The sequence below is a fragment of the Occallatibacter savannae genome (genome assembly GCF_003131205.1).
GTDB lineage: Bacteria > Acidobacteriota > Terriglobia > Terriglobales > Acidobacteriaceae > Telmatobacter > Telmatobacter savannae.
This window is the reverse complement of sequence record NZ_QFFY01000005.1, coordinates 227,288-245,684: the sequence shown is the minus strand read 5'-3', so window position 1 is coordinate 245,684 and position 18,397 is coordinate 227,288. Positions and strand designations below refer to the sequence as shown.

Genomic DNA, 18,397 nt, shown 5'->3' with positions numbered 1-18,397 from the left:
GATTGGTTCCGGCACTTGAGTTTCGTCATATAGAAGACGGCATGCACCATGCACTCGCTGAGTTCTTTGTCGATTTGAGCGAAGGGGCAGATGAAGAGTTCTTCCATCCCCATCCTTTGACGAGAGAACATGCCGCGACGATTGCGAGCTACGCGGGTATGGATTTGTACTACGCGCTAACTGTCGGCAAACTTGTGATAGCCTATGGGATGCTTCGCGGCTGGGATGAAGGATTCGATACGCCAAGCCTCGGAATCGCGGTTGCTAAGAGATGGCGAGGGATCGGAATCGGAAGGGCGATGATCACGATGCTGCATGTTGCGGCCCGTTTCAACGGCGCGAGCAGAATCAGGCTCAAGGTTCACAAGAGGAACACGTCCGCCATTGAACTTTATAAGGCGCTCGGCTACAAGTTCCAAGACACGGACGGAGAGCAGCTGATCGGATTCTTAACCCTATGACACGGCCTCTCAGAGTTTGCCTAGATGCACGAGTAAACCCGGGAAAATCGGGCGGGCTTGAGCAGTTTGTCATCGGAATGGCGGCCGGGCTTTCATCTCTGTGCGACGGTGATGAAGAGTACCACTTTCTCGTAGACAGAGAGTCTTCGTCATGGCTTACACCCTTCCTTGGAGGTCGATGTCGGCTCTTGGAAACGAGAAGGCCCGAGAGCCAAAATCTGAAGCGTTCTATTGCTTCGATCCGATCCGTTCGTCTAGTTTGGGACTGGGTTAGTCCCGCTCTGGGCGATGTCACAGTTACGGTTCCGGTCTCTGATGGGACTATCGAGCGCGCTCAAATAGACGTAATGCACATGACACTGCAACTCGGGTTCATAACGGATATACCCAGCATCTACCATCCACACGATCTTCAGTACCTACATCTCCCTCGATATTTCAGCCGCCGCCAGCGCTTAGCGTCGCGCGTCTATCAGAGAACCCTGTCGAACCGGGCCAAACTGGTCGCTGTCTCTTCAACGTGGTGCAAGCAAGACGTAGTACACCAGTATGGGATCTCGGATGAAAAGGTGAAGGTGGTACCACTTGCTCCTGCGTCCAGTGCATATGCGGTGCCAACTGCTCTCGAAATTCGAGATACGCAGACCCGCTTCTCTCTTCCTCCCGCATTCGCATTTTACCCTGCACAGACATGGCCGCATAAGAATCATACTGCTTTGCTAAAGTCCTTAGCTTGGCTTCGCGACCGGCGCGGGCTCCGGATTCCATTCGTTTCGTCCGGATTCAAGAACAGTTTCTTTCCCAGTATCGAAAAGGTAATTCACGATTTGAAGCTTGAATCACAGGTAAGGTTCTTGGGGTTCGTTTCACCACTCGAGTTGAAATGCCTGTATGCGAGCTGTAGGTGTGTTTTGGTTCCTACGAAGTTTGAAGCTGCAAGTTTTCCGCTCTGGGAGGCATTCTTAGCGGGGGCACCAGCGGCGTGCTCTAATGTTACTTCGTTGCCGCAGCAGGCCGGCGATGCTGCACTCATCTTCGATCCGGACAACGTAGAAGAAATGGCGGACGCTATCGAGCGACTCTGGACAGATGAATCATTGCGCACCAACCTAGTGGCCTTGGCTCGCGCCAAGGTAGCGCAGTTCAGTTGGAAAGCAACAGCGACAACTTTTCGAGCGTACTATCGGCAACTTGGGAACCGCAACATGACTCCAGAGGATCACTCTATTCTGGCCGCAAGAACAAGCTTGATTTGACTATGGTGAAACTGCACTCGCGTGCTACTGAGAACCCGGCTACTCCCTTGGGGGGTGCGCGCAGAAACTACTAGCGCGGCGGGAACTCTGACACTTAAGCTGAGGAAGCTTCTGCGGATTGTTATATGAGATTACTTCGCGTAATTCATAGCTCAAGTTTGGAGACGGGCGGCCCTGTGGAGGGACTGCTGCGCACCTCCGAATACCTTCTTCGGGCTGGGCACGAGGTTGAACTCGTCTGCCTTGAAGCAAGGGAAGCAGTAGTACTGAGAGACTATCCTTTCCCTGTGATTGGCGTGGGGAACGGACTTGGGGGTTACGGCTTCAATCCGCGCCTGAAATCGTGGGTGAGGGAGAACGCAGGCCGATATGACGCAGTCGTTTTGCATGGCCTCTGGAACTACTCTTCTGTAGGCGCTTGGAAAGGCCTCAGGGGAGGATCTACTCCCTTCTACATCTACCCTCATGGAATGATGGATCCGTGGTTCAGCCAGGAGTCTCCGCTCAAGCACATCGCCAAGCAGGTGTACTGGTGGCTGCTAGAAGGCCGGGTTCTGCACGAGGCGCAAGCCGTACTGTTTACCAGCGAGGAGGAACGTCTACGTGCGCGCGGAGTGTTCCGTGGCCACACATATAAAGAGAGAGTGGTCCGATATGGATCAGGAGGCCCTCCCGGAGAAGCCGGAGAAGAACTTGGTGCATTTTACCAAGACTTTCCCGTTCTGAGCGAAAAGCCATTCTTGCTGTTTCTCGGCAGGATTCACCCTAAAAAGGGCTGTGACATTTTGATCCATGCTTTCCAAAGGGCTTTGAAGGGATCCCTACCTGACCTGCAGTTGGCTGTGGCTGGGCCCGACCAGGTTGGTTGGACGCAGCAGTTGCAGTCAATGGCAGAAACGCTCGGGGTCTCACACCGGATACACTGGCTCGGCATGCTGAAGGGGGACCGCAAATGGGGAGCACTGCGTGCAGCTCAGGCGATGATCTTGCCTTCGCACCAAGAAAATTTTGGGATTGCCGTCGCGGAGGCGATGGCATGTTCAACGCCGGTTCTGATCAGCCGGGCAGTCAATATCTGGCAGGAGGTTGAGTGGAGCGAAGGGGGTTTCACGGCACCGGACACCGAAGTGGGTACTATTGAACTGATCGAGCGTTTCTGCAGTCTCGACGATGAACAGCGAAGATCAATGGGCTCGGCTGCTCGAGCGGGATTCTTAAAATTCTTTGATGTGGAGACCGCTTCTCGGGACTTCATGCGAACCATCGGATTCAGATAAGTCTCTGACTCGATTGCCTTCTCACGCCCTCATGTGCTTGATCCTCGAGATTGCGCCATCAGCAGAGCTGAGTAGAATTACAATCATCTCACTGTGGTATGTTTACACTTGAGCCCAAAACTCTGCCTGATCGAATGTTTCCGAGCTCCTCCAGATCGCAGCGGTATGCCACAGGTCAGGATTCGAAACGGTGATCGCTAAACCTGCAGGACTCTCACGAGCATGAGGGACGGTTTTGATTCATAGTCATGAATGAAAGCGTCGATATCGCAGTAGTTATTTTGACACTTAACGAATCCGTTCATCTTCCTCGCGCTCTCGACCATATCAAGGGATTTGCAAGAGAAATCTTCGTCATCGATTCATTTTCGACGGACAACACGGCTGAGCTAGCCAAAGTCGGTGGAGCTCAGGTGATACTGCATCCCTTCCAGAGCCACGCTCAGCAGTTTCAGTGGGCCCTTGAGAATGCTCCTATCACGGCGCAGTGGGTAATGAAACTCGATGCCGATGAGGTAGTCGAACCCGACTTGGCGGACGAGATCAGGAAAAGGCTGCCGAACTTACCCGAACACGTAACCGGAATAAATCTGAATCGAAAGACCATCTTTCGAGGCAAATTTATTCGGCATGGGGGAAGATATCCGTTGACGTTGCTGCGAATTTGGAGAAGAGGTAAAGCTCGGGTGGAAGATCGCTGGATGGACGAGCACATCTACCTCACTGAGGGCAGCGCAGTGGGCTTCAAAGGTGGATTTGCAGATCATAATCTGAATGACCTCACATTTTTTACGGCGAAGCACAATGTGTATGCGAGCCGGGAGGCGCTCCAGGTTCTCAGTCGACGGTTGTACCTTCTCGATTCCCAGAGATCTCTCGTCGCTGGGGTCACATCTCAGCAAGCAAAGGTCAAGCGAATTCTCAAAGAATCGGTTTATGACCGAGTCCCGTTTGAGATCTCGTCCGTCCTGTATTTCTTATATCGCTATATCCTGCGACTTGGTTTTTTGGACGGTAGGGATGGGCTCACATACCACGTTCTTCAGGCATTCTGGTACCGCTTTCTTGTAGGCTCCAAACTGAGAGAACTTGAAGAAGCTGTAAGAATGGCCAAATCGAAGGACGAATGGCTCTCAATCATCGAGCGGCTCTCCCATCAGCATCTGAATTGACCCACGTTTAACAGTAAGCGTCCGCCTTGCCTTCCAGCTACGCAAAGGTCCGGGCCCTACGATCGGCATGATCGAGACCGAGAACGGCGCCGCCGAACGGGAGCTCAGAGCTGTTGCTCTTGGGAGGAAGGACGTCTTAATCACGGGATCGGATCACGCAGGGGAACGCGGGTACACTCTGATCAGCTCGGCAAAGCTAGACGGACTCCCTGAGAACGCTGCGGAACTGAGATTGGAAGAAGGACTTGGTGCGTCGAATACCCTCTTCAAGGCTCACTTGGGGCTTCCAGCCAAGTGCGCACATCCTGCTCACATCCAGCAGCTTCTGAGGTGTTCCATCTTGCATGCTGGCGTCAAAGACTAGTTCGCAATCCAACTCTACTACTCGTGCAATCAATTGCGCGAGTTCCCTGATCGTAAGATCCACACCGGATCCGATATTGAGCAGTGGAGGTTCGTCTACCCTTAGCAGTCCGTCATACTTTTCTTCCGGGAGTTCCAGCAGATGAAGGCAAGCGTCAGCCAGATCATCGCTATAAAGAAATTCACGGCGTGGTCGACCAGTGCCCCATACAATGATCTTTTTCTCGCCAGCTGCTTTCGCCTCAATGGTTTTTCGAAGGAGCGCGGGAAGCACGTGTGATCCGTTTAGGTCGAAGTTATCGTAAGGTCCATACAAATTCGTCGGCATGACGGCGAGGTACTTCGTCCCGTATTGCTTGTTGTATGACCAGCACATCTCAATCCCGGCGATTTTTGCCAGAGCATAGGCACGATTCGTGCTCTCCAAGGGCCCAGTAAGCAGGTACTCTTCTTTGATCGGTTGTGGTGCAAGCTTCGGGTATATGCAACTGGACCCCAAGAAAAGCAATCTTTTCACTCCGCTGCGATAGCTCGCATCGATAATGTTTGTCTGGATCTCCAGGTTCTCCCGAATGAAATCTGCCGGATATTTATCGTTGGCCAGAATTCCGCCTACCCTCGCGGCGGCTAGAAACACATACTCCGGCTTCTCTCGCTCGCAGAATTCTCTGACCGCGGCTCGGTCGACCAGCTCTAGTTCTGCATGCGTGCGCAGAACTAGGTTTTCGTACCCTGCACGTTCCAGCGCACGTAAAATCGCAGATCCTACCAGCCCTCGATGCCCCGCAACGTAGATGCGGCTGCTCTTCTCCATTGCTAGGTATCTCCCAGGTCTAGCTCTCGTGGTGATTGAAGACCGAATAGCCGTGGTTCTTAATCAGTGCATCTCTCTCCGCAACCTTGAGATCTTCCTCCGTCATTTCCTTCACAAGTTCCTCGAAGGTGACCGTTGGCTGCCATCCAAGTTCGCGCCGCGCCTTGGAAGCATCGCCCAACAGCGTCTGTACCTCCGTTGGACGATAGTATCTTGGATCAACCGCAATCACTACTCTGCCGTGTTGATCTATGCCCTTCTCCTCAGCACCAGAACCATTCCAGGTGATTTTCATTTCAAGACAGCTCGCTGAAAGCTCAATAAATTCACGTACGCTGTGTTGTTCGCCGGTCGCAATCACGTAATCCTTTGGTTCGTTCTGTTGAAGCATGAGCCACTGCATCTCCACATAGTCTCGCGCGTGCCCCCAATCTCGCAGTGCGTCCAAGTTCCCCATATACAGACGCTCCTGCAACCCAGCCTTGATCCTCGACAAACCTCGGGTAATCTTCCGCGTCACAAACGTTTCGCCTCGCGTGGGGGACTCATGATTGAAGAGAATACCGTTACACGCGTATAATCCGTACGCTTCGCGGTAATTCACAGTGATCCAGTACGCATACAACTTTGCCACTGCATAAGGAGATCTGGGATAAAAGGGCGTAGTCTCTTTCTGCGGAATCTCTTGGACCAGTCCGTACATCTCTGAGGTCGACGCTTGATAGAAACGAGTCGCAGTTTCAAGCCCGATGATCCGGATAGCTTCAAGAAGTCTCAGTGTCCCGAGGGCGTCAGAGTTTGCCGTGTATTCAGGTTCTTCAAATGAGACCTTCACATGACTCTGGGCCCCCAAGTTGTAGATCTCATCAGGCTTGATCTCCTGTACGATTTGTATGAGGCTGCTCGAATCGGTGAGATCGCCGTAATGGAGCACGAGATGTCGGCCGTGATTGTGAGGATCCTCATAGATATGGTCAATCCTATTTGTATTAAATGAGGATGCCCGGCGCTTGATTCCATGCACCTCATAGCCTTTCGAGAGCAGAAGCTGCGCCAAGTATGCGCCGTCTTGCCCAGTGATTCCGGTGATTAGCGCTTTCTTCACAAGTGTACTCCCGTTTCGTTTTGAAAATTTTCAGACATAATGCGAGGACCTCAAGCCCTTCGATTGGATTGTAATTCGGAACAGCTCGGCTGTCCCAATTCGAATTCGCGCTGCAATCTTGAGAGATTTCGAGTCCGCCAGCTACTGAACCATCGGAGAAGTGGAGAGGCTCTTCGCGTGTTCGCAGAGCTTCTAGCAGATCGTGAATACCACGTTCGAAAGTAGCTCGACTCCATTCACTTCCATCCGTCGGATAATTTTCACTGTGACGTCAAAGAGCAGCCTCCTTCGCGGTGCCAATTAGCTGGTGAAGTTTTGGATATCTCAAGGCCCTGCACTCTAAGCCGAGGACACATTGCAGAAAAGAAGTTCGATTCACCAAGTTGACAAGGCCTGGCTCCGATCGCCTCGACTCGGGCAAGCGTTCGGTCCGCGGCGGCCGCTCCTCGCTCCATGAAGTCCTTTTCGTCATTGCGAGGATGGATCTCGTTGCGAACCGCCTTCATCCCTTCCAAAAATGACTCCCGGGACACAGTCGATGCAAAAGTCTGCCACGACCGAAGCAATCTTAGAAACAAACATGCTCGCCAATCGGCTCCGCTGAACCTTGTCCAAATCAGCAATTTCTTCCAGCACCTCAGCTGTTGACAGCGAAGATAATCGCTGCTCCCGCGAGATCGGTAAAGCGTATTCATCCCTCTCATCTATAATGGGTGATCGCGACGCATTCTTCTCCCCTGCGCTGATCAACGCCGTCACGATCTCCGCCTCAATCACTGCCGCGCTGAAGAAGGCCAGATCGCGAAAGACGACTGGCTCAGCAACGCCCTCTGTTACGCCGTTATGGCGGGATAATATTCCCAGATCGCGTCTTCCATGCCAAGCCGTCATCTTACAGTAATGATCCGCCGCTCACGGCCGCGTCGGCTGTCCAGTTGAATAACAAAGGTGAGGAAGTGATCAGCTTTCGATGCCATCGCCACTCCTGCTCAATCAATGGAATGGACCATGGCATTCACCCGCCAGGGTCATTTGATCAAAGCTACCCACAAACGCAGCCGGCGTGCTTCGCGCACAGCTCGTTGCAGAGCATCTGGTTTCTCAAAGAGCCGTCAAGTACCGCAGCCGCCCTCTGCACCAGGAACTTAGGCCCGGCATGCTAAGACAGCCCCTGGGAGACGTGGTCTTCGCCCTCAATCTTAATCCGATACAATCGGACTTGAAAGTTGGACCGCGAACGGTGTGTGTGCAGCCTTCCCGGATCGGATTGCGCCAATGACTCGATTTGGACATACATATGACGTAATCGAGGTCTGAAAATCATTGGCTAGCGCTCACGACAACGCGACTCCAAGGACGCAACCCAGCGAGCAGCCCATTACTTCCACCGTCGTCATTTGTACTCGTAAGCGTCCAGAGTTTCTTCGAAGGTGCCTCGCGGCGGTTCGCAATCTCAATCCTCGCCCCACCGATATCCTCATCGTTGATAACACAGACGGAGATGATGCAACCCGCCGTGTTGCGCAGGATAATGGTGCGCGCTACTCCGTCGAGCCGGTCCGCGGACTGAGTCGCGCTCGCAATCGCGGTATACGAGAATGCCATTCCGACATCATCGCCTTCCTCGACGACGATGTAACTCCAGAGCCGGATTGGCTCGCTCATCTGCTCGCTCCGTTCTCAGACGCGAAGACCGGAGCAACATCAGGAAACGTAATTGCAGAAGACTCACAGCTCTCCGCCGAACCAGCAGAGATACGATCTGTCAGTAATCGGAATCCACAGTGGGTTGAAATCGCCGCATTTGGTGGGCTCGGCTTTGGCGCCAACATGGCATTCCTAAAATCCGCTCTCCCCACCCAACCCTTCTTTGACGAGCGCCTCGGTCGCGGAGCTCCTCTTGAGATCGGCGAGGAGAGTTATGCCTTCGTGTGGCTGCTCTCACGCGGCTATCGCGTCGTCTACACCCCATCAGCGATCGTTCATCACCCGCCGCTCCGCCGCACACCGGTCGACCGCGAAGCTCGAAACTCGTTCGCCTACCTGCTCCTGCTTCTGACTGAGTTTCCCGGCCTGTCCATCAGTCTAGTCCGCTTCCTCTTTCGCCGCCTTCGTGGCAAACCGCTCGACTGGCCCAGAGACTCCCCTGAACCCGGTGAAATTGTCTCCAGCAGTTGGCGTGTCCTGATCCCCGCAGCAATCCAGGGTCTGATGCTCTTTCTCTGCACCCGGAAGACCAGGACCTAGCCTAAGCCGGCCCTCGATCCCCACTCCGAATCGAGCCCTCTTTGGGAACGAATCCCGTGGGGCATCCTGACGCGATATCTTGAAGAGGTCCGACGTGAAGTACGTAACCAGCGTTTCGGAAAGGACCGAGCCAAAATGTTCAAAAAGATAAGTTCACGGGCAAGGGGTTACTTCATCCGACCGATGATGAAACATGCGCTGAAATCCTTGTTGCTGCAAGGCAAGCTGGCTAGTCTGTCTGTTCGCGAGCGCAAATCGATCTCATCGCTGGTCGAGGTAGAGTTCACGGTCTTTTCCCAATGGGGTGAAGACGGCATTATCGACTGGTTAATCGAACGGCTGGATTTGCCTTCACATCTGCAGACTTTCATCGAGTTCGGTGTTGAACTTTATGAGGAAGCAAATACACGTTTTTTGCTCGAGAATCGTAACTGGCGCGGGCTTGTAATGGATGGGGATCCGAGACTCCGAGAAAGTTTGATACACCAAGGCATTTTCTGGAGGCACGACATCCGTGCGACAACGGCCTTCATCACGAGAGAGAACATTAATCAGCTAATTCAGGAGGCTGGCCTTGATGGAGATATCGGACTGCTCAGTATTGATATTGACGGGAATGACTATTGGGTTTGGGAAGCCATTACTGCTGTAAATCCAGTGATAATCGTATGTGAATATAACGCGGTATTCGGTGACATCTGGCCGATTTCGATCCCCTATGATTCACAATTCTCTAGAACGGCGAAACACTTCAGCAATCTGTACTTCGGTGCCTCTATCCGAGCTTTGGAGAGTCTTGCTAAACGCAAGGGTTTTGAGTTCCTTGGCAGTAACAATTCAGGTGGTAACGCATTCTTTGTTCGCCATGACTATGCCGCCCGCCTCAAAGGCGCAATCGCGAATCGAAACGGCCGGCTATCGTACCTCCGAGAATCTCGGAATGAGACAGGATGCCTTACCTTCCTGACCGGTGAACAGCGGCTGAAAATGATCAGCGAGTTGCCAGTCATTAACGTCGAGACAGGCGAAACGGTGCTACTGTGCGAGTTGCCGAAACTTTATAGTGACGCTTGGACGGTTTAGTGTAAAGACGGCACCGGCTGACAGCCGCCCCTTTCGAATCTAAGTCGCTGTTTCCCTTTTGTACGATTCCCGTTTGTCCCGAACACGTGCGATCTACTTCCCAAGCGCTAAATCCAAATCCTGGGGTGCCAGCTCGGCACCCAGTTCAGTTGGCCGAGGTGCCGGACCTTCCGGCACTGGGGGAGTCGCACCCGAGAAACCTCTCCACGGTCTCTGTGGCAATGTGGCGGATTTCTTGGACTACAGGTACTGCGCTACACCCGAATTGCGGTCACGGATCAAGCGCGCAGAATAGCTCGAAGGTGTCTCTGCTCGTTGCAACCGTTGATTGAAAATGCGGAAGCGGACTGGAGATGTCGGCGTTGGAGACTCCCAGTAGTATGTGCACACATTCGCCGCCCATGCCGTGTTAGACACTGCTCCTGCTTCGAAATCTAGCCACGGCGAGTCGACATTGTCGAGAGTCAGGCAAAATATCGCCGCTCTAGATTCCGCCAATTCCTTGGCGATTGCCGGACTCCATCGCGTTCCCTTCTTGATGTCCTCGGACGACATCCACGGCTTAACCGTTTGGATCACGTATGCCCTCGCGCTGTCTATCTTTGATTAGCGCCCGCTCCAACTCTGCGAAGGCTCCCATCACTGAGAGCAACAGCTTAGACATCGCGTTATTTTCGCTGGTGAACGTCAGATGCTCCTTTACGAACTCGACCACAACACCGCGTCCGGTTAGATCAGTGACGATCTTGCGGAGGTCGTCCAGGTTTCTCGCCAGCCGATCCATTGAATGGACCACCAGGACATCTCCGTCGCGAAGGTAGTCCAATGCGGCCTTGAGTTGGGGACGGTTCATGTCCTTACCGCTGGCCTTGTCCGTGAACTTCTTGTCTACATCGATCCCTTCGAGCTGACGCTGTTCGTTCTGATCCAGACTCGAAACCCGAACGTATCCGATACGTTTTACGCCCCGTCTTGCTGACATCATCGACCGACACACCCCTGATTGTCAGGATGAACTCCATGACCTCTGCGGGATAGTGTCAAGCTAATTCGAATCGGACCCTATTCTGACGCAAATAGTGTCAGGCGCTAATGGGTCGCGATTCGCTACTGACTACAGTTCACATTGCATCGACCGCGCCAGGCACTCCGGACATCGGTAGTGCGCATCCCGCTCCAGCTCCGTCGTCTGCTGCGGAATGTGTCTTTGCATGATCCGCTGGACTAGCTGCCGACGTTGTCGCACTTAGCGCAGCACCTTCCATACGGTCAATGCGACGATGAGTTGATCGACGTTTTCGGGCGCAAGCTGTGCCCTGCAGTGGCCACCGTGGGGCTCTGCGGTGAGCAGATCGATCACGCAGACTGGGCAATCTCTATTCTCATTGATGATTGAGCGAATCTCGATATTCACGTTGGACTCGACCATCTCCAGGGTTGACCGGACCTATGTGATCTGAGTCACTCCACGAAATGCCCTACGGGTAGCAGAATTGTGAACAAGGGTTCCGCTAATGCTCAATGCGTTGCCTACACACCAACAGGACTTTGCGGCAATGTTCTCGCCTAATGTTCTAAGGATTCTCGCTGCGGAGACGAGAGCAGCGAGAGTGGCCACTGTCGAGACTAGTGCGAAGCGTCGGGAGGCGAAATGCCTGTAAAGCCCAGACCCCATCGCGATGCTCTCCTTGCGTCGTACTCAATCGGGCTGAAGCTGAAAGCGCTCCGAAGCGAGAAGCGATTCACTCTCCATAGGCTAGGGACTGAAACTGGCTTGTCAACTGCATTGCTATCCAAACTCGAATGCGATCTGATGGTCCCCACGCTTCCGACACTCGCCAAGATTTGCAGCGTTTACGGTGTAGGTCTCGGATACTTCTTCAATGATGCAGACCATCACTCTAGCTCGATCACACGCGCAGCACACTTGGCGCAGGATCGCAGAGAAAAGGCTAGCATCGGGACAATGCCCTTACACGTCCCAACCGCATCCGGCAAGCAGGTCTCTAGAGTGTTCGAAATTCCGTCCGGCTCCACCTTAGCGATGAGCGAACAGGGCAAAAGAACCGAAATCACCGCCTACGTGCTAGAGGGAAATCTCGGAGTGAACAGCGCGGGCAGCGACGAGGTTCTTTCGCCAGGAGATTGCATCGTCCTCAATACAGATGCAGTGGTGTTCTGCACTGCAGGTGACGCCGCCTGTCGGGTGCTCGCGGTGATCGCACGATGAGCACCTCCTCAGCAAATCGGGCTGTAGAAGGCACTTGACGGGGATCAATGATGTCCAATTATGATCCCGACGCATGACAATAAAGTGCGTCTCTCCTTTGCGATCCGTCTCGTCTGGAACTTCGACACCTTTTACGTGTCTGCCGCAAAGCCGGACGATCGACTCCGTTTTCCAAATCGACACCCTTCGTGAGCAGCATCAAAGCGCGCCATTGCTGCGCGAACGTGAGAAGTATCTGAACTACTTGTTCCAGATAGGTACACGTCGAGAGCGGGTTCGAAACGTCGCCACTATGCTCCTACACGTCATGAGGCTGCTTGAGTTTGAAGAACCTCGGTCGGTTGACGAATTCGAAATAAGACAAGCTTGCGATCGTTGGGTTTGCGATCCAGAAGCGCGTAGACACCGCAGACCTGGTGCGGCATCTCAGTACCACTTCAAGCTGGTCGCCACGAATTGGCTGCGTTTTCAGGGGATGTTTGTGACACCGCCGCCGCCTTGCCTTCCGTTTGGGGCACTCCTGTCTGAGTTCATCAGGGACACGACTTCTCAGCACGGCGTTGCAAAAGCGACTCTGAAAGGCTATCGCAAACAACTATCAACCTTCTTGAAGTGGCTCCAACCTCGTTGTGCAGACTTCTCGAAGGTGCGAGCCGTAGATTTAGAGGAATATATCGATGAGAAGCAACGCACTTGGTCCCGAAACTCGGTTGCTGTTCACTGCCGAACCCTGAAAAGGTTTCTCGGATATTGCGAGAAGCGAGGCTTGTGCTCCTACGGAATAAAGGGTGTCATCCGCTGCCCGCGACTACCGCGCATTGCAGAAAATCTTATCGGTCCACCTTGGGAGACGGTGCGTACCGCAATCTCGTTGATTGATGGGACCAAGCCCTCTGACCTGCGAGCAAAGGCGATGCTTCTCCTCTTTTCGGTTTATGGACTAAGGTCCGCCGAGGTTGTCAATTTGAAGCTTGAAGACATCGATTGGCGTAAGGGAATGATTACGGTGTACAGAGCCAAGCGAGGAAAGACTCAACAGTTTCCTTTGCAGAATGAGGTGGGAGACGCAATCGCGCTTTATTTGGAAAAGGTACGGCCGAGATGCGAGTGTCGGAATTTGTTTCTGACTTTGAATCCACCCTACCGTCCCGTGGGGGGCAATTCGATGTCTGTCATCGTAAACCCCCGTATAAAGCGGACAGGCATCGTTGTTGAGCGATACGGGGCACACATGTTACGCCGAACTTGCGCCACACAGCTATTGAGAAACGGAACGTCCCTCCGAGAGATTGCGGACTTCTTGGGGCATAGTGACTTGCGATCTGTAGGTATCTATGCCAAATTTGACCCCGCCAGCTTGAGGTCCGTCGCTGCGATTAGCTTACGGGGGATTTTATGACACTCGAGGAAGCGATCAAAAAGTACGTTCGGCGGAAGCAAGCAACCGGCGTGACCTTTTCGAAGGGAACAGATACCTATGGAGCCTTCCTGAAGGCGGTCGGCAACATAGAGCTGCGTCGGATCACTCCAGACGACGTTTCTGATTTCCTCAATCGGACTTACTGTTCTCCGACCGTCTTTCGAGTGAAGCATAGCCTTCTCCGAAATCTCTTTGAATACTGGGCTGGTCATGGCGAGCTTCTAGAACCGCCAATGCCGGACAACAGACCTGCACAGAGATCAAAGTTCCTGGCCTACATCTATTCAAAGGAGGAATTGCGACGCCTATTGAGAATCGCTCCCACATGCACAACCTCAAACGACAAAATGCACCCCAGAACTTTTCGCGTCATACTTGTGATGTTGTATGCGACCGGAGCTACAGTGGGCGAGATTACGAGGCTTGTGAGCGACAGCATCGACCTCGATAACAACATCGTGAAGCTTCCCGGTACCAGACTCAAAACCAAGCGTTCTATTCCCATCGGCAAGGACCTTGCCCGGGTGCTGCGTCAGTATTTGGCATGGCGTAAGCGAAGCGGAACGGTCGGTGATAATTTGTTTACACGAATCGACGGGACCGTCGTTACGTCAGAAGCGGTTGAGCGGAACTTTGTACGGCTTCGACAAAAGGCAGGCTTTGCAGGAGTCCGCGTGAGCAGTCAAACACCTTGCGTGAGGGACTTGAGAGCAACATTCGCGGTCCATCAGATTACCTCATGGATAAAGAAGAAGAAGGATTTGGATGTCATGCTGCCCGCCTTATCCGCATACATGGGAAACGCAGGGATAGAGTCTGCTGAACGCTACTTGCGCTTGACTCCTCAGCGATTCCAGAAAGCCTTGAACATCTTGTGTCCCGCGACCACACCTGCACGTTGGCAACGCGATCCCGCTCTGATACAGTTCCTCCTCAACTTCTGACGTATGTCCAAACAAGCGAAGTATAATGAGCGGTTTTGTGCCAATTCCTGGATTGATCAAGCCGATGGAGTGTCTCCCCGTGAAGAAGCTCCCTTCTGTCGAGCGCTGGACGTATGAGTTCAAGCTCGGATGGAAGCAGTTCGCACAGCCGATACCGTTATCGTCCATTCAAAGCAGGGCAAGCTCCTCACAAGCCAGTTGATTTAGGTTGCTCTTGAACTGGATACGCTCCCAGAAGGGACCGTACTCGATGTTGAACTTTTCGCGTTGGATAAGAGCGGAGCGCCACGGTTGCACCTCCTCCAGAATTATCGAAAGTGGATCAGCACACCTGACGTACTTTGCGTTCGGCATCCCTACGCATAAAGGCAAGCACGTTATTGTCCCCGGCACAAGAGGCATGTGATGTGATCTGCTGTCGGATATGCTTTGGGAGTGGACAGCGCTTCAAAGTCGGGAAACCGACTCTTGTAGGTGCCGACTGCTGTTGTTATCGCCGACGCCGAACTGAGCTGCGCGACCTACTTGTTTGGCCATGGCCTCAAGATCATCAAACCAGCCCGAGACAGTCAGCCGTTTGTTCTTATCAAAGATTCTGACCTCGGCGCATTCACCCATTCCGAACTTTACATGCGAGAACAGCACCTCAACGGCTTTCCTGATCATGGAGAGGTCGTAGAGCTTGGGAACAGTGGTGGCTTTCTCACTCATGCCAGCTAATACGCCTGGGCCGCGAAAGCCCATCCTTATGTCGCCAAGAAATTTCGCCCACAACGAGCAACGCCCGGCATCGCAGCCGAGCGTCGTCGAGATAGACGGGATCACTTCCCTCTTAGCAGGTTTTAGGTTTGACCGTACTCCAGGGGTTACCCAATCTTGTTCTCCCGGTAACCCATGGTGAAGTCGAAGTCGATTTCCGACTCACCTTCCACGAGCAGTTCGCGGATGTCCTTGAAGTTGTCACGGGAGAGCTTCAACCAGCCGAGTTCCCACTTCGGTGGTGCGACCTGCTGACCCTCTGCGGGCTTCGGGTACTTGCCCTCGGCGGGATCGGCGTCCGTATACCGGACAGCGAGAGTCGCGAAGACAAGCTGCGCCTTCTGGTTCTCGTCGTTGTTCAGCTTCTTGCAGCACTCGGCAAGCTCGCCCACTGGGAGATGCTTGCGGTCGCGGACGGTCTGGCAGCGGTAGACGACTTTCTTGTCTTCGCCTGGCTTCTGGATAAAGTGCACCCAGCCCATCTTGGTCTTAACCACCTGCGTCAGGACGGCGCAGCGGACCTTGGAGTTCTTGTCGGCGGGCTGGGTACGATCCAGACCGTTCCAGTATGCGTTACGTCGAGATCGCTAAAGCCGGCGTCATCGGCGGCGTTGTTGGCGGTGGTTGCGGTTGTGACGGCGGCAGACGACTGGGACCTCAACTATTTCTTCGTCCTCGAATTGATTCACGATACCCATCGTTGTTGCCAGAGCAGCCTCGGATTTGATGACCTCACCTGCAACTACGCACGGGATGCCGAATCCCGTCCTTAACGCAGCAGATTTCTTCGGAGTCAACCTATAACCGCGTTGGTTGGTATGATCCCGCCGGACTCGTTGTCCGCCCAATCCCTAGAATTCGGGTCAGTGTCGCCTTCGCGATGTTAGCTGCTTCAGCTTCTCGATCAACAACTCTCTTTCCATTCTGTTGCGACGGGTAGTACAACTCGCCGTTGTACTCTCCACTTCCGGTCGGCGATGTAGCTGACGTCCAAGGCATGTGCTCAACGCTGAAGCGAGCATTACATTTTCTTTAGCAGGAACTTTTATAGGTTCAAACGAGAGACATCGAGTGTTTCCATCGAGCTACATTTAGAAAAACCGATTACCTAGCAATTACTAAAAGCAAGACTTAGACATGACTAGAAACAAGTTGACAGGCACCCATCTAGTCTTAAACTTGCCATCAACCACGGGCCACCCCGGAGCCTCGTTTCGAAGCTCTCTTTCCCTCCTGAAGACTCGGGCCACTTTCGCAGCTTGCCTGCATGGCGGAGCTGTGTTCGGGAAGGTGCCATGCGAACACTTGGCTGTGAGCTGAATTTCGCCCCGTACTCCATTTCCATCCACCCGCTGCCAAATGCCCCGCCAGAGAGGTGTATGAAGATTCGAGAGAGAGAGGGCGGCCAGGTGCTAGTCCTTACAGCTTTGTGCGCGGTGATCCTCATGGGGTTCCTCGCCCTGGCCATCGACGTAGGCCTGCTGTTCCGGGCCAAACGCAACGTGCAGATCGCTGCCGACGCCGCAGCCACATCCGCTGCGCTGGACTATTACTACAACGCGTCCACGTCCCGCAGCAGCATCGACACAGCAGCCGCATCGGCGGCTTCAGCGGTGGGCAGGACAGCCGCGCTGACGGACGGAATGGCGGCAACCGACACGATCACGGTCGACACGGCCTGGGACGGCGCATTCGCCGGGCGGGATGGGTATTTCGAAGCCATCATCCGGAAGCCTGTGCATGCCATGTTCATGGGCATCTTCACCGGCAACTTCGTGACGGTCGCGGCTCGCGCCGTGGCTGGTACGCCCTACGCCTCCAACTACTGCGTGTACGCACTGAAGTCTCAGGGCGACGTCGGTAACGGAGGCAATGGCAATGGCATTGGGAAGGGCACCTCAGGCTTCTACCTCTTCGGTTCGAGCACGGTCATCACGCCCCACTGCGGGATCGTCATCAATGGAAGGTCCTCTGACGCCCTGAACCTGCAGGACACCAAGGACAGGATCACGGCGGGAAGCATTGCGGTCACCGGGGGTTGCGATAGCAACAAGAGTACGAACTGCACCTCACTTCCGCTCACCACCGGCGTGGCCCCCGTTGAGGACCCATTGCAGGGTGTGGGCCAGCCAACAAAGCCGACCACACAGTGCACAGGCAGCGTCTGGAGCAACTGTTACATCGACAGCGGCAGCGATCCGAAGAAGCCGCTATCGGTGAAGGACAAGACCATGAGCGGCACGCTGTTTGTGACGGGAACGGGAGGCATTAGTCTCGGTGGCACCATTACGAGCGGCACCACCGGTGCGACGATCTACCTGCAGAGCGGAGGCATGACCGAAACCAGCGGGACGACTTTCGCCGGTAGTTCAACGACCGGAAACGGGATTGCCGGTTTTTCTGCTCCGGGCTCAGGCCCCTTGTCGGGCATCGCTTTGATGGCTCCGCCTTCGAACTCCAGCATCCTTGAATTCGCCTTCGGTAACTGTCAGGGGAGCTTCAACGGGATCGTCTACGCGCCGAATGCCGCTCTCTACCTGCACGACAGCGCGGGCAGCCTCACCGTGAACGCCGACCTGGTTGTCGGTGAGATCGATGATCAGGCCGCGACGCTCACCGTCAACAGCTACAGTGCTGCGAACCCCACCACGACTCCGCTCAAAGCGGTGGCCCTGGTCGAGTAGGAGATCACGATGAAAAATGAAGACGGACAATCCCTGGTCGAGTTGGCGTTGACGCTCCCACTCCTGCTCGTTCTGCTCCTGGGTGTGGCGGAACTCGGCCACATCGCTTACGCCTCCATCAATGTGTCGAACGCGGCCAAGGCCGCCGGACAGTATGCCGCCCAGAACACGAGCACGGCGGTTCAGACGGGAAGCATCCTGGCTGCGGCGCAGAATGAGGTGGCCACTGTCCCTGGGCTGGTTGGGTCATTGAGCCTCGATCAGCCCACGTCGATGCCCGATGGTTCGCCGCTGCCCACGGGAACGGTGTGCAATGCGTCGGGGAGTTCCTACTCCTGCTCGTATTGCTCGTGCTCGTCGCCGGACATCGATCCGCCGGGCACCGATCCCGCGAAGATGAAGTACCCGCCGTTCGCCTGCGGAGCCGGTGATGCGCTCACCAGGTGTGTAGGCAATTCCCACCTGGAGCAGAACATCATCATCGAGACCCGCATCGCCGTGAGCCCCGTTGTCACCGTGCCGGGAATGGATGGACCGATGAACATGTACGGCCACGCTGTTGTGAAGAGACTGCAGTAGGAG

General features: G+C 54.2%; 20 protein-coding genes and 1 pseudogene. 13 read left to right on the top strand and 8 right to left on the bottom strand.

The window, feature by feature from the left end:
- Window positions 1-2 precede the first annotated feature (2 nt).
- The 4 genes from DHV10_RS19000 (at window position 3) to DHV10_RS18985 (ending at window position 4,166) form a co-directional block, all read left to right on the top strand.
- Entirely contained in the window at window positions 3-461 is a 459-nt protein-coding gene (locus DHV10_RS19000; protein ID WP_162601676.1) for a GNAT family N-acetyltransferase, read from the top strand.
- Window positions 458-1,717 carry a glycosyltransferase family 4 protein gene (locus DHV10_RS28040; RefSeq protein ID WP_109487971.1) on the top strand — a complete coding sequence of 420 codons (1,260 nt, stop codon included), beginning with the start codon at window positions 458-460 and terminating at the stop codon, window positions 1,715-1,717. Before DHV10_RS19000 ends, DHV10_RS28040 begins: the two co-directional genes overlap by 4 nt.
- 125 nt (window positions 1,718-1,842) lie before the next feature.
- Window positions 1,843-2,994 (top strand): glycosyltransferase, encoded by a 1,152-nt coding sequence (locus tag DHV10_RS18990; protein ID WP_109487970.1) that lies wholly within the window; start codon window positions 1,843-1,845, stop codon window positions 2,992-2,994.
- A 248-nt stretch (window positions 2,995-3,242) separates the two neighbouring features.
- Window positions 3,243-4,166, top strand: a complete 924-nt coding sequence (locus tag DHV10_RS18985; RefSeq protein ID WP_109487969.1) for a glycosyltransferase family 2 protein — start codon at window positions 3,243-3,245, stop codon at window positions 4,164-4,166.
- 196 nt (window positions 4,167-4,362) lie between these two features.
- Here DHV10_RS18985 and DHV10_RS18980 read toward each other — a convergent pair whose 3' ends face one another.
- The 3 genes from DHV10_RS18980 to DHV10_RS18970 form a co-directional block, all read right to left on the bottom strand.
- Entirely contained in the window at window positions 4,363-5,343 is a 981-nt protein-coding gene (locus DHV10_RS18980) for a GDP-L-fucose synthase family protein (protein WP_109487968.1), read from the bottom strand.
- Window positions 5,344-5,362: 19 nt separating this feature from the next.
- Window positions 5,363-6,448, bottom strand: coding sequence for a GDP-mannose 4,6-dehydratase (gene gmd / locus DHV10_RS18975; RefSeq protein WP_109487967.1), 1,086 nt, complete (start codon window positions 6,446-6,448; stop codon window positions 5,363-5,365).
- Window positions 6,449-6,916: 468 nt separating this feature from the next.
- Window positions 6,917-7,339: a hypothetical protein gene (locus DHV10_RS18970; protein WP_109487966.1), complete on the bottom strand. Its 423-nt coding sequence runs from the start codon at window positions 7,337-7,339 to the stop codon at window positions 6,917-6,919.
- Window positions 7,340-7,771: 432 nt separating this feature from the next.
- Here DHV10_RS18970 and DHV10_RS18965 point away from each other — a divergent pair, with 432 nt between their 5' ends.
- Window positions 7,772-8,695 carry a glycosyltransferase family 2 protein gene (locus DHV10_RS18965; protein ID WP_109487965.1) on the top strand — a complete coding sequence of 308 codons (924 nt, stop codon included), beginning with the start codon at window positions 7,772-7,774 and terminating at the stop codon, window positions 8,693-8,695.
- A gap of 135 nt (window positions 8,696-8,830) precedes the next feature.
- Window positions 8,831-9,778, top strand: a complete 948-nt coding sequence (locus tag DHV10_RS18960; protein WP_109487964.1) for a hypothetical protein — start codon at window positions 8,831-8,833, stop codon at window positions 9,776-9,778.
- Window positions 9,779-10,018: 240 nt separating this feature from the next.
- Here DHV10_RS18960 and DHV10_RS28350 read toward each other — a convergent pair whose 3' ends face one another.
- The 3 genes from DHV10_RS28350 to DHV10_RS18945 form a co-directional block, all read right to left on the bottom strand.
- Window positions 10,019-10,333, bottom strand: coding sequence for a hypothetical protein (locus DHV10_RS28350; RefSeq protein ID WP_109487963.1), 315 nt, complete (start codon window positions 10,331-10,333; stop codon window positions 10,019-10,021).
- Between the two features lie 7 nt (window positions 10,334-10,340).
- The gene (locus tag DHV10_RS18950) at window positions 10,341-10,760 is read right to left on the bottom strand and encodes a recombinase family protein (protein ID WP_162601673.1); all 420 of its coding nucleotides are present in this window, start codon (window positions 10,758-10,760) and stop codon (window positions 10,341-10,343) included.
- A 264-nt stretch (window positions 10,761-11,024) separates the two neighbouring features.
- The gene (locus tag DHV10_RS18945) at window positions 11,025-11,192 is read right to left on the bottom strand and encodes a hypothetical protein (protein WP_162601672.1); all 168 of its coding nucleotides are present in this window, start codon (window positions 11,190-11,192) and stop codon (window positions 11,025-11,027) included.
- Window positions 11,193-11,429: 237 nt separating this feature from the next.
- Here DHV10_RS18945 and DHV10_RS28345 point away from each other — a divergent pair.
- From DHV10_RS28345 to DHV10_RS18930, 4 genes and pseudogenes are all read left to right on the top strand, one after another.
- A pseudogene (locus DHV10_RS28345) lies at window positions 11,430-11,645 on the top strand (helix-turn-helix domain-containing protein); the annotation flags it as partial.
- A gap of 99 nt (window positions 11,646-11,744) precedes the next feature.
- On the top strand, window positions 11,745-12,008 hold the full coding sequence (locus tag DHV10_RS27815; protein WP_239461929.1) for a cupin domain-containing protein: 264 nt from the start codon (window positions 11,745-11,747) through the stop codon (window positions 12,006-12,008).
- Between the two features lie 73 nt (window positions 12,009-12,081).
- Window positions 12,082-13,407, top strand: a complete 1,326-nt coding sequence (locus DHV10_RS28340; RefSeq protein ID WP_109487960.1) for a site-specific integrase — start codon at window positions 12,082-12,084, stop codon at window positions 13,405-13,407.
- Window positions 13,404-14,372 carry a tyrosine-type recombinase/integrase gene (locus DHV10_RS18930; RefSeq protein ID WP_109487959.1) on the top strand — a complete coding sequence of 323 codons (969 nt, stop codon included), beginning with the start codon at window positions 13,404-13,406 and terminating at the stop codon, window positions 14,370-14,372. Before DHV10_RS28340 ends, DHV10_RS18930 begins: the two co-directional genes overlap by 4 nt.
- Window positions 14,373-14,819: 447 nt before the next feature.
- Here the strand turns inward: DHV10_RS18930 and DHV10_RS18920 are convergent, their stop codons facing one another.
- Both DHV10_RS18920 and DHV10_RS18915 read right to left on the bottom strand, forming a co-directional pair.
- The gene (locus tag DHV10_RS18920) at window positions 14,820-15,197 is read right to left on the bottom strand and encodes a hypothetical protein (protein ID WP_162601670.1); all 378 of its coding nucleotides are present in this window, start codon (window positions 15,195-15,197) and stop codon (window positions 14,820-14,822) included.
- 41 nt (window positions 15,198-15,238) lie between these two features.
- On the bottom strand, window positions 15,239-15,613 hold the full coding sequence (locus tag DHV10_RS18915; protein WP_109487956.1) for a hypothetical protein: 375 nt from the start codon (window positions 15,611-15,613) through the stop codon (window positions 15,239-15,241).
- Here DHV10_RS18915 and DHV10_RS27270 point away from each other — a divergent pair.
- From DHV10_RS27270 to DHV10_RS18900, 3 genes are all read left to right on the top strand, one after another.
- A complete protein-coding gene (locus DHV10_RS27270) occupies window positions 15,599-15,904 on the top strand; it encodes a hypothetical protein (RefSeq protein ID WP_162601669.1) in 306 nt (101 codons plus the stop codon). The two genes, DHV10_RS18915 and DHV10_RS27270, sit on opposite strands and share 15 nt — an antisense overlap.
- A 606-nt stretch (window positions 15,905-16,510) precedes the next feature.
- Window positions 16,511-17,815, top strand: coding sequence for a pilus assembly protein TadG-related protein (locus DHV10_RS18905; RefSeq protein ID WP_162601668.1), 1,305 nt, complete (start codon window positions 16,511-16,513; stop codon window positions 17,813-17,815).
- 9 nt (window positions 17,816-17,824) lie between these two features.
- Window positions 17,825-18,394: a TadE/TadG family type IV pilus assembly protein gene (locus DHV10_RS18900; protein WP_109487954.1), complete on the top strand. Its 570-nt coding sequence runs from the start codon at window positions 17,825-17,827 to the stop codon at window positions 18,392-18,394.
- Window positions 18,395-18,397: the final 3 nt, after the last annotated feature.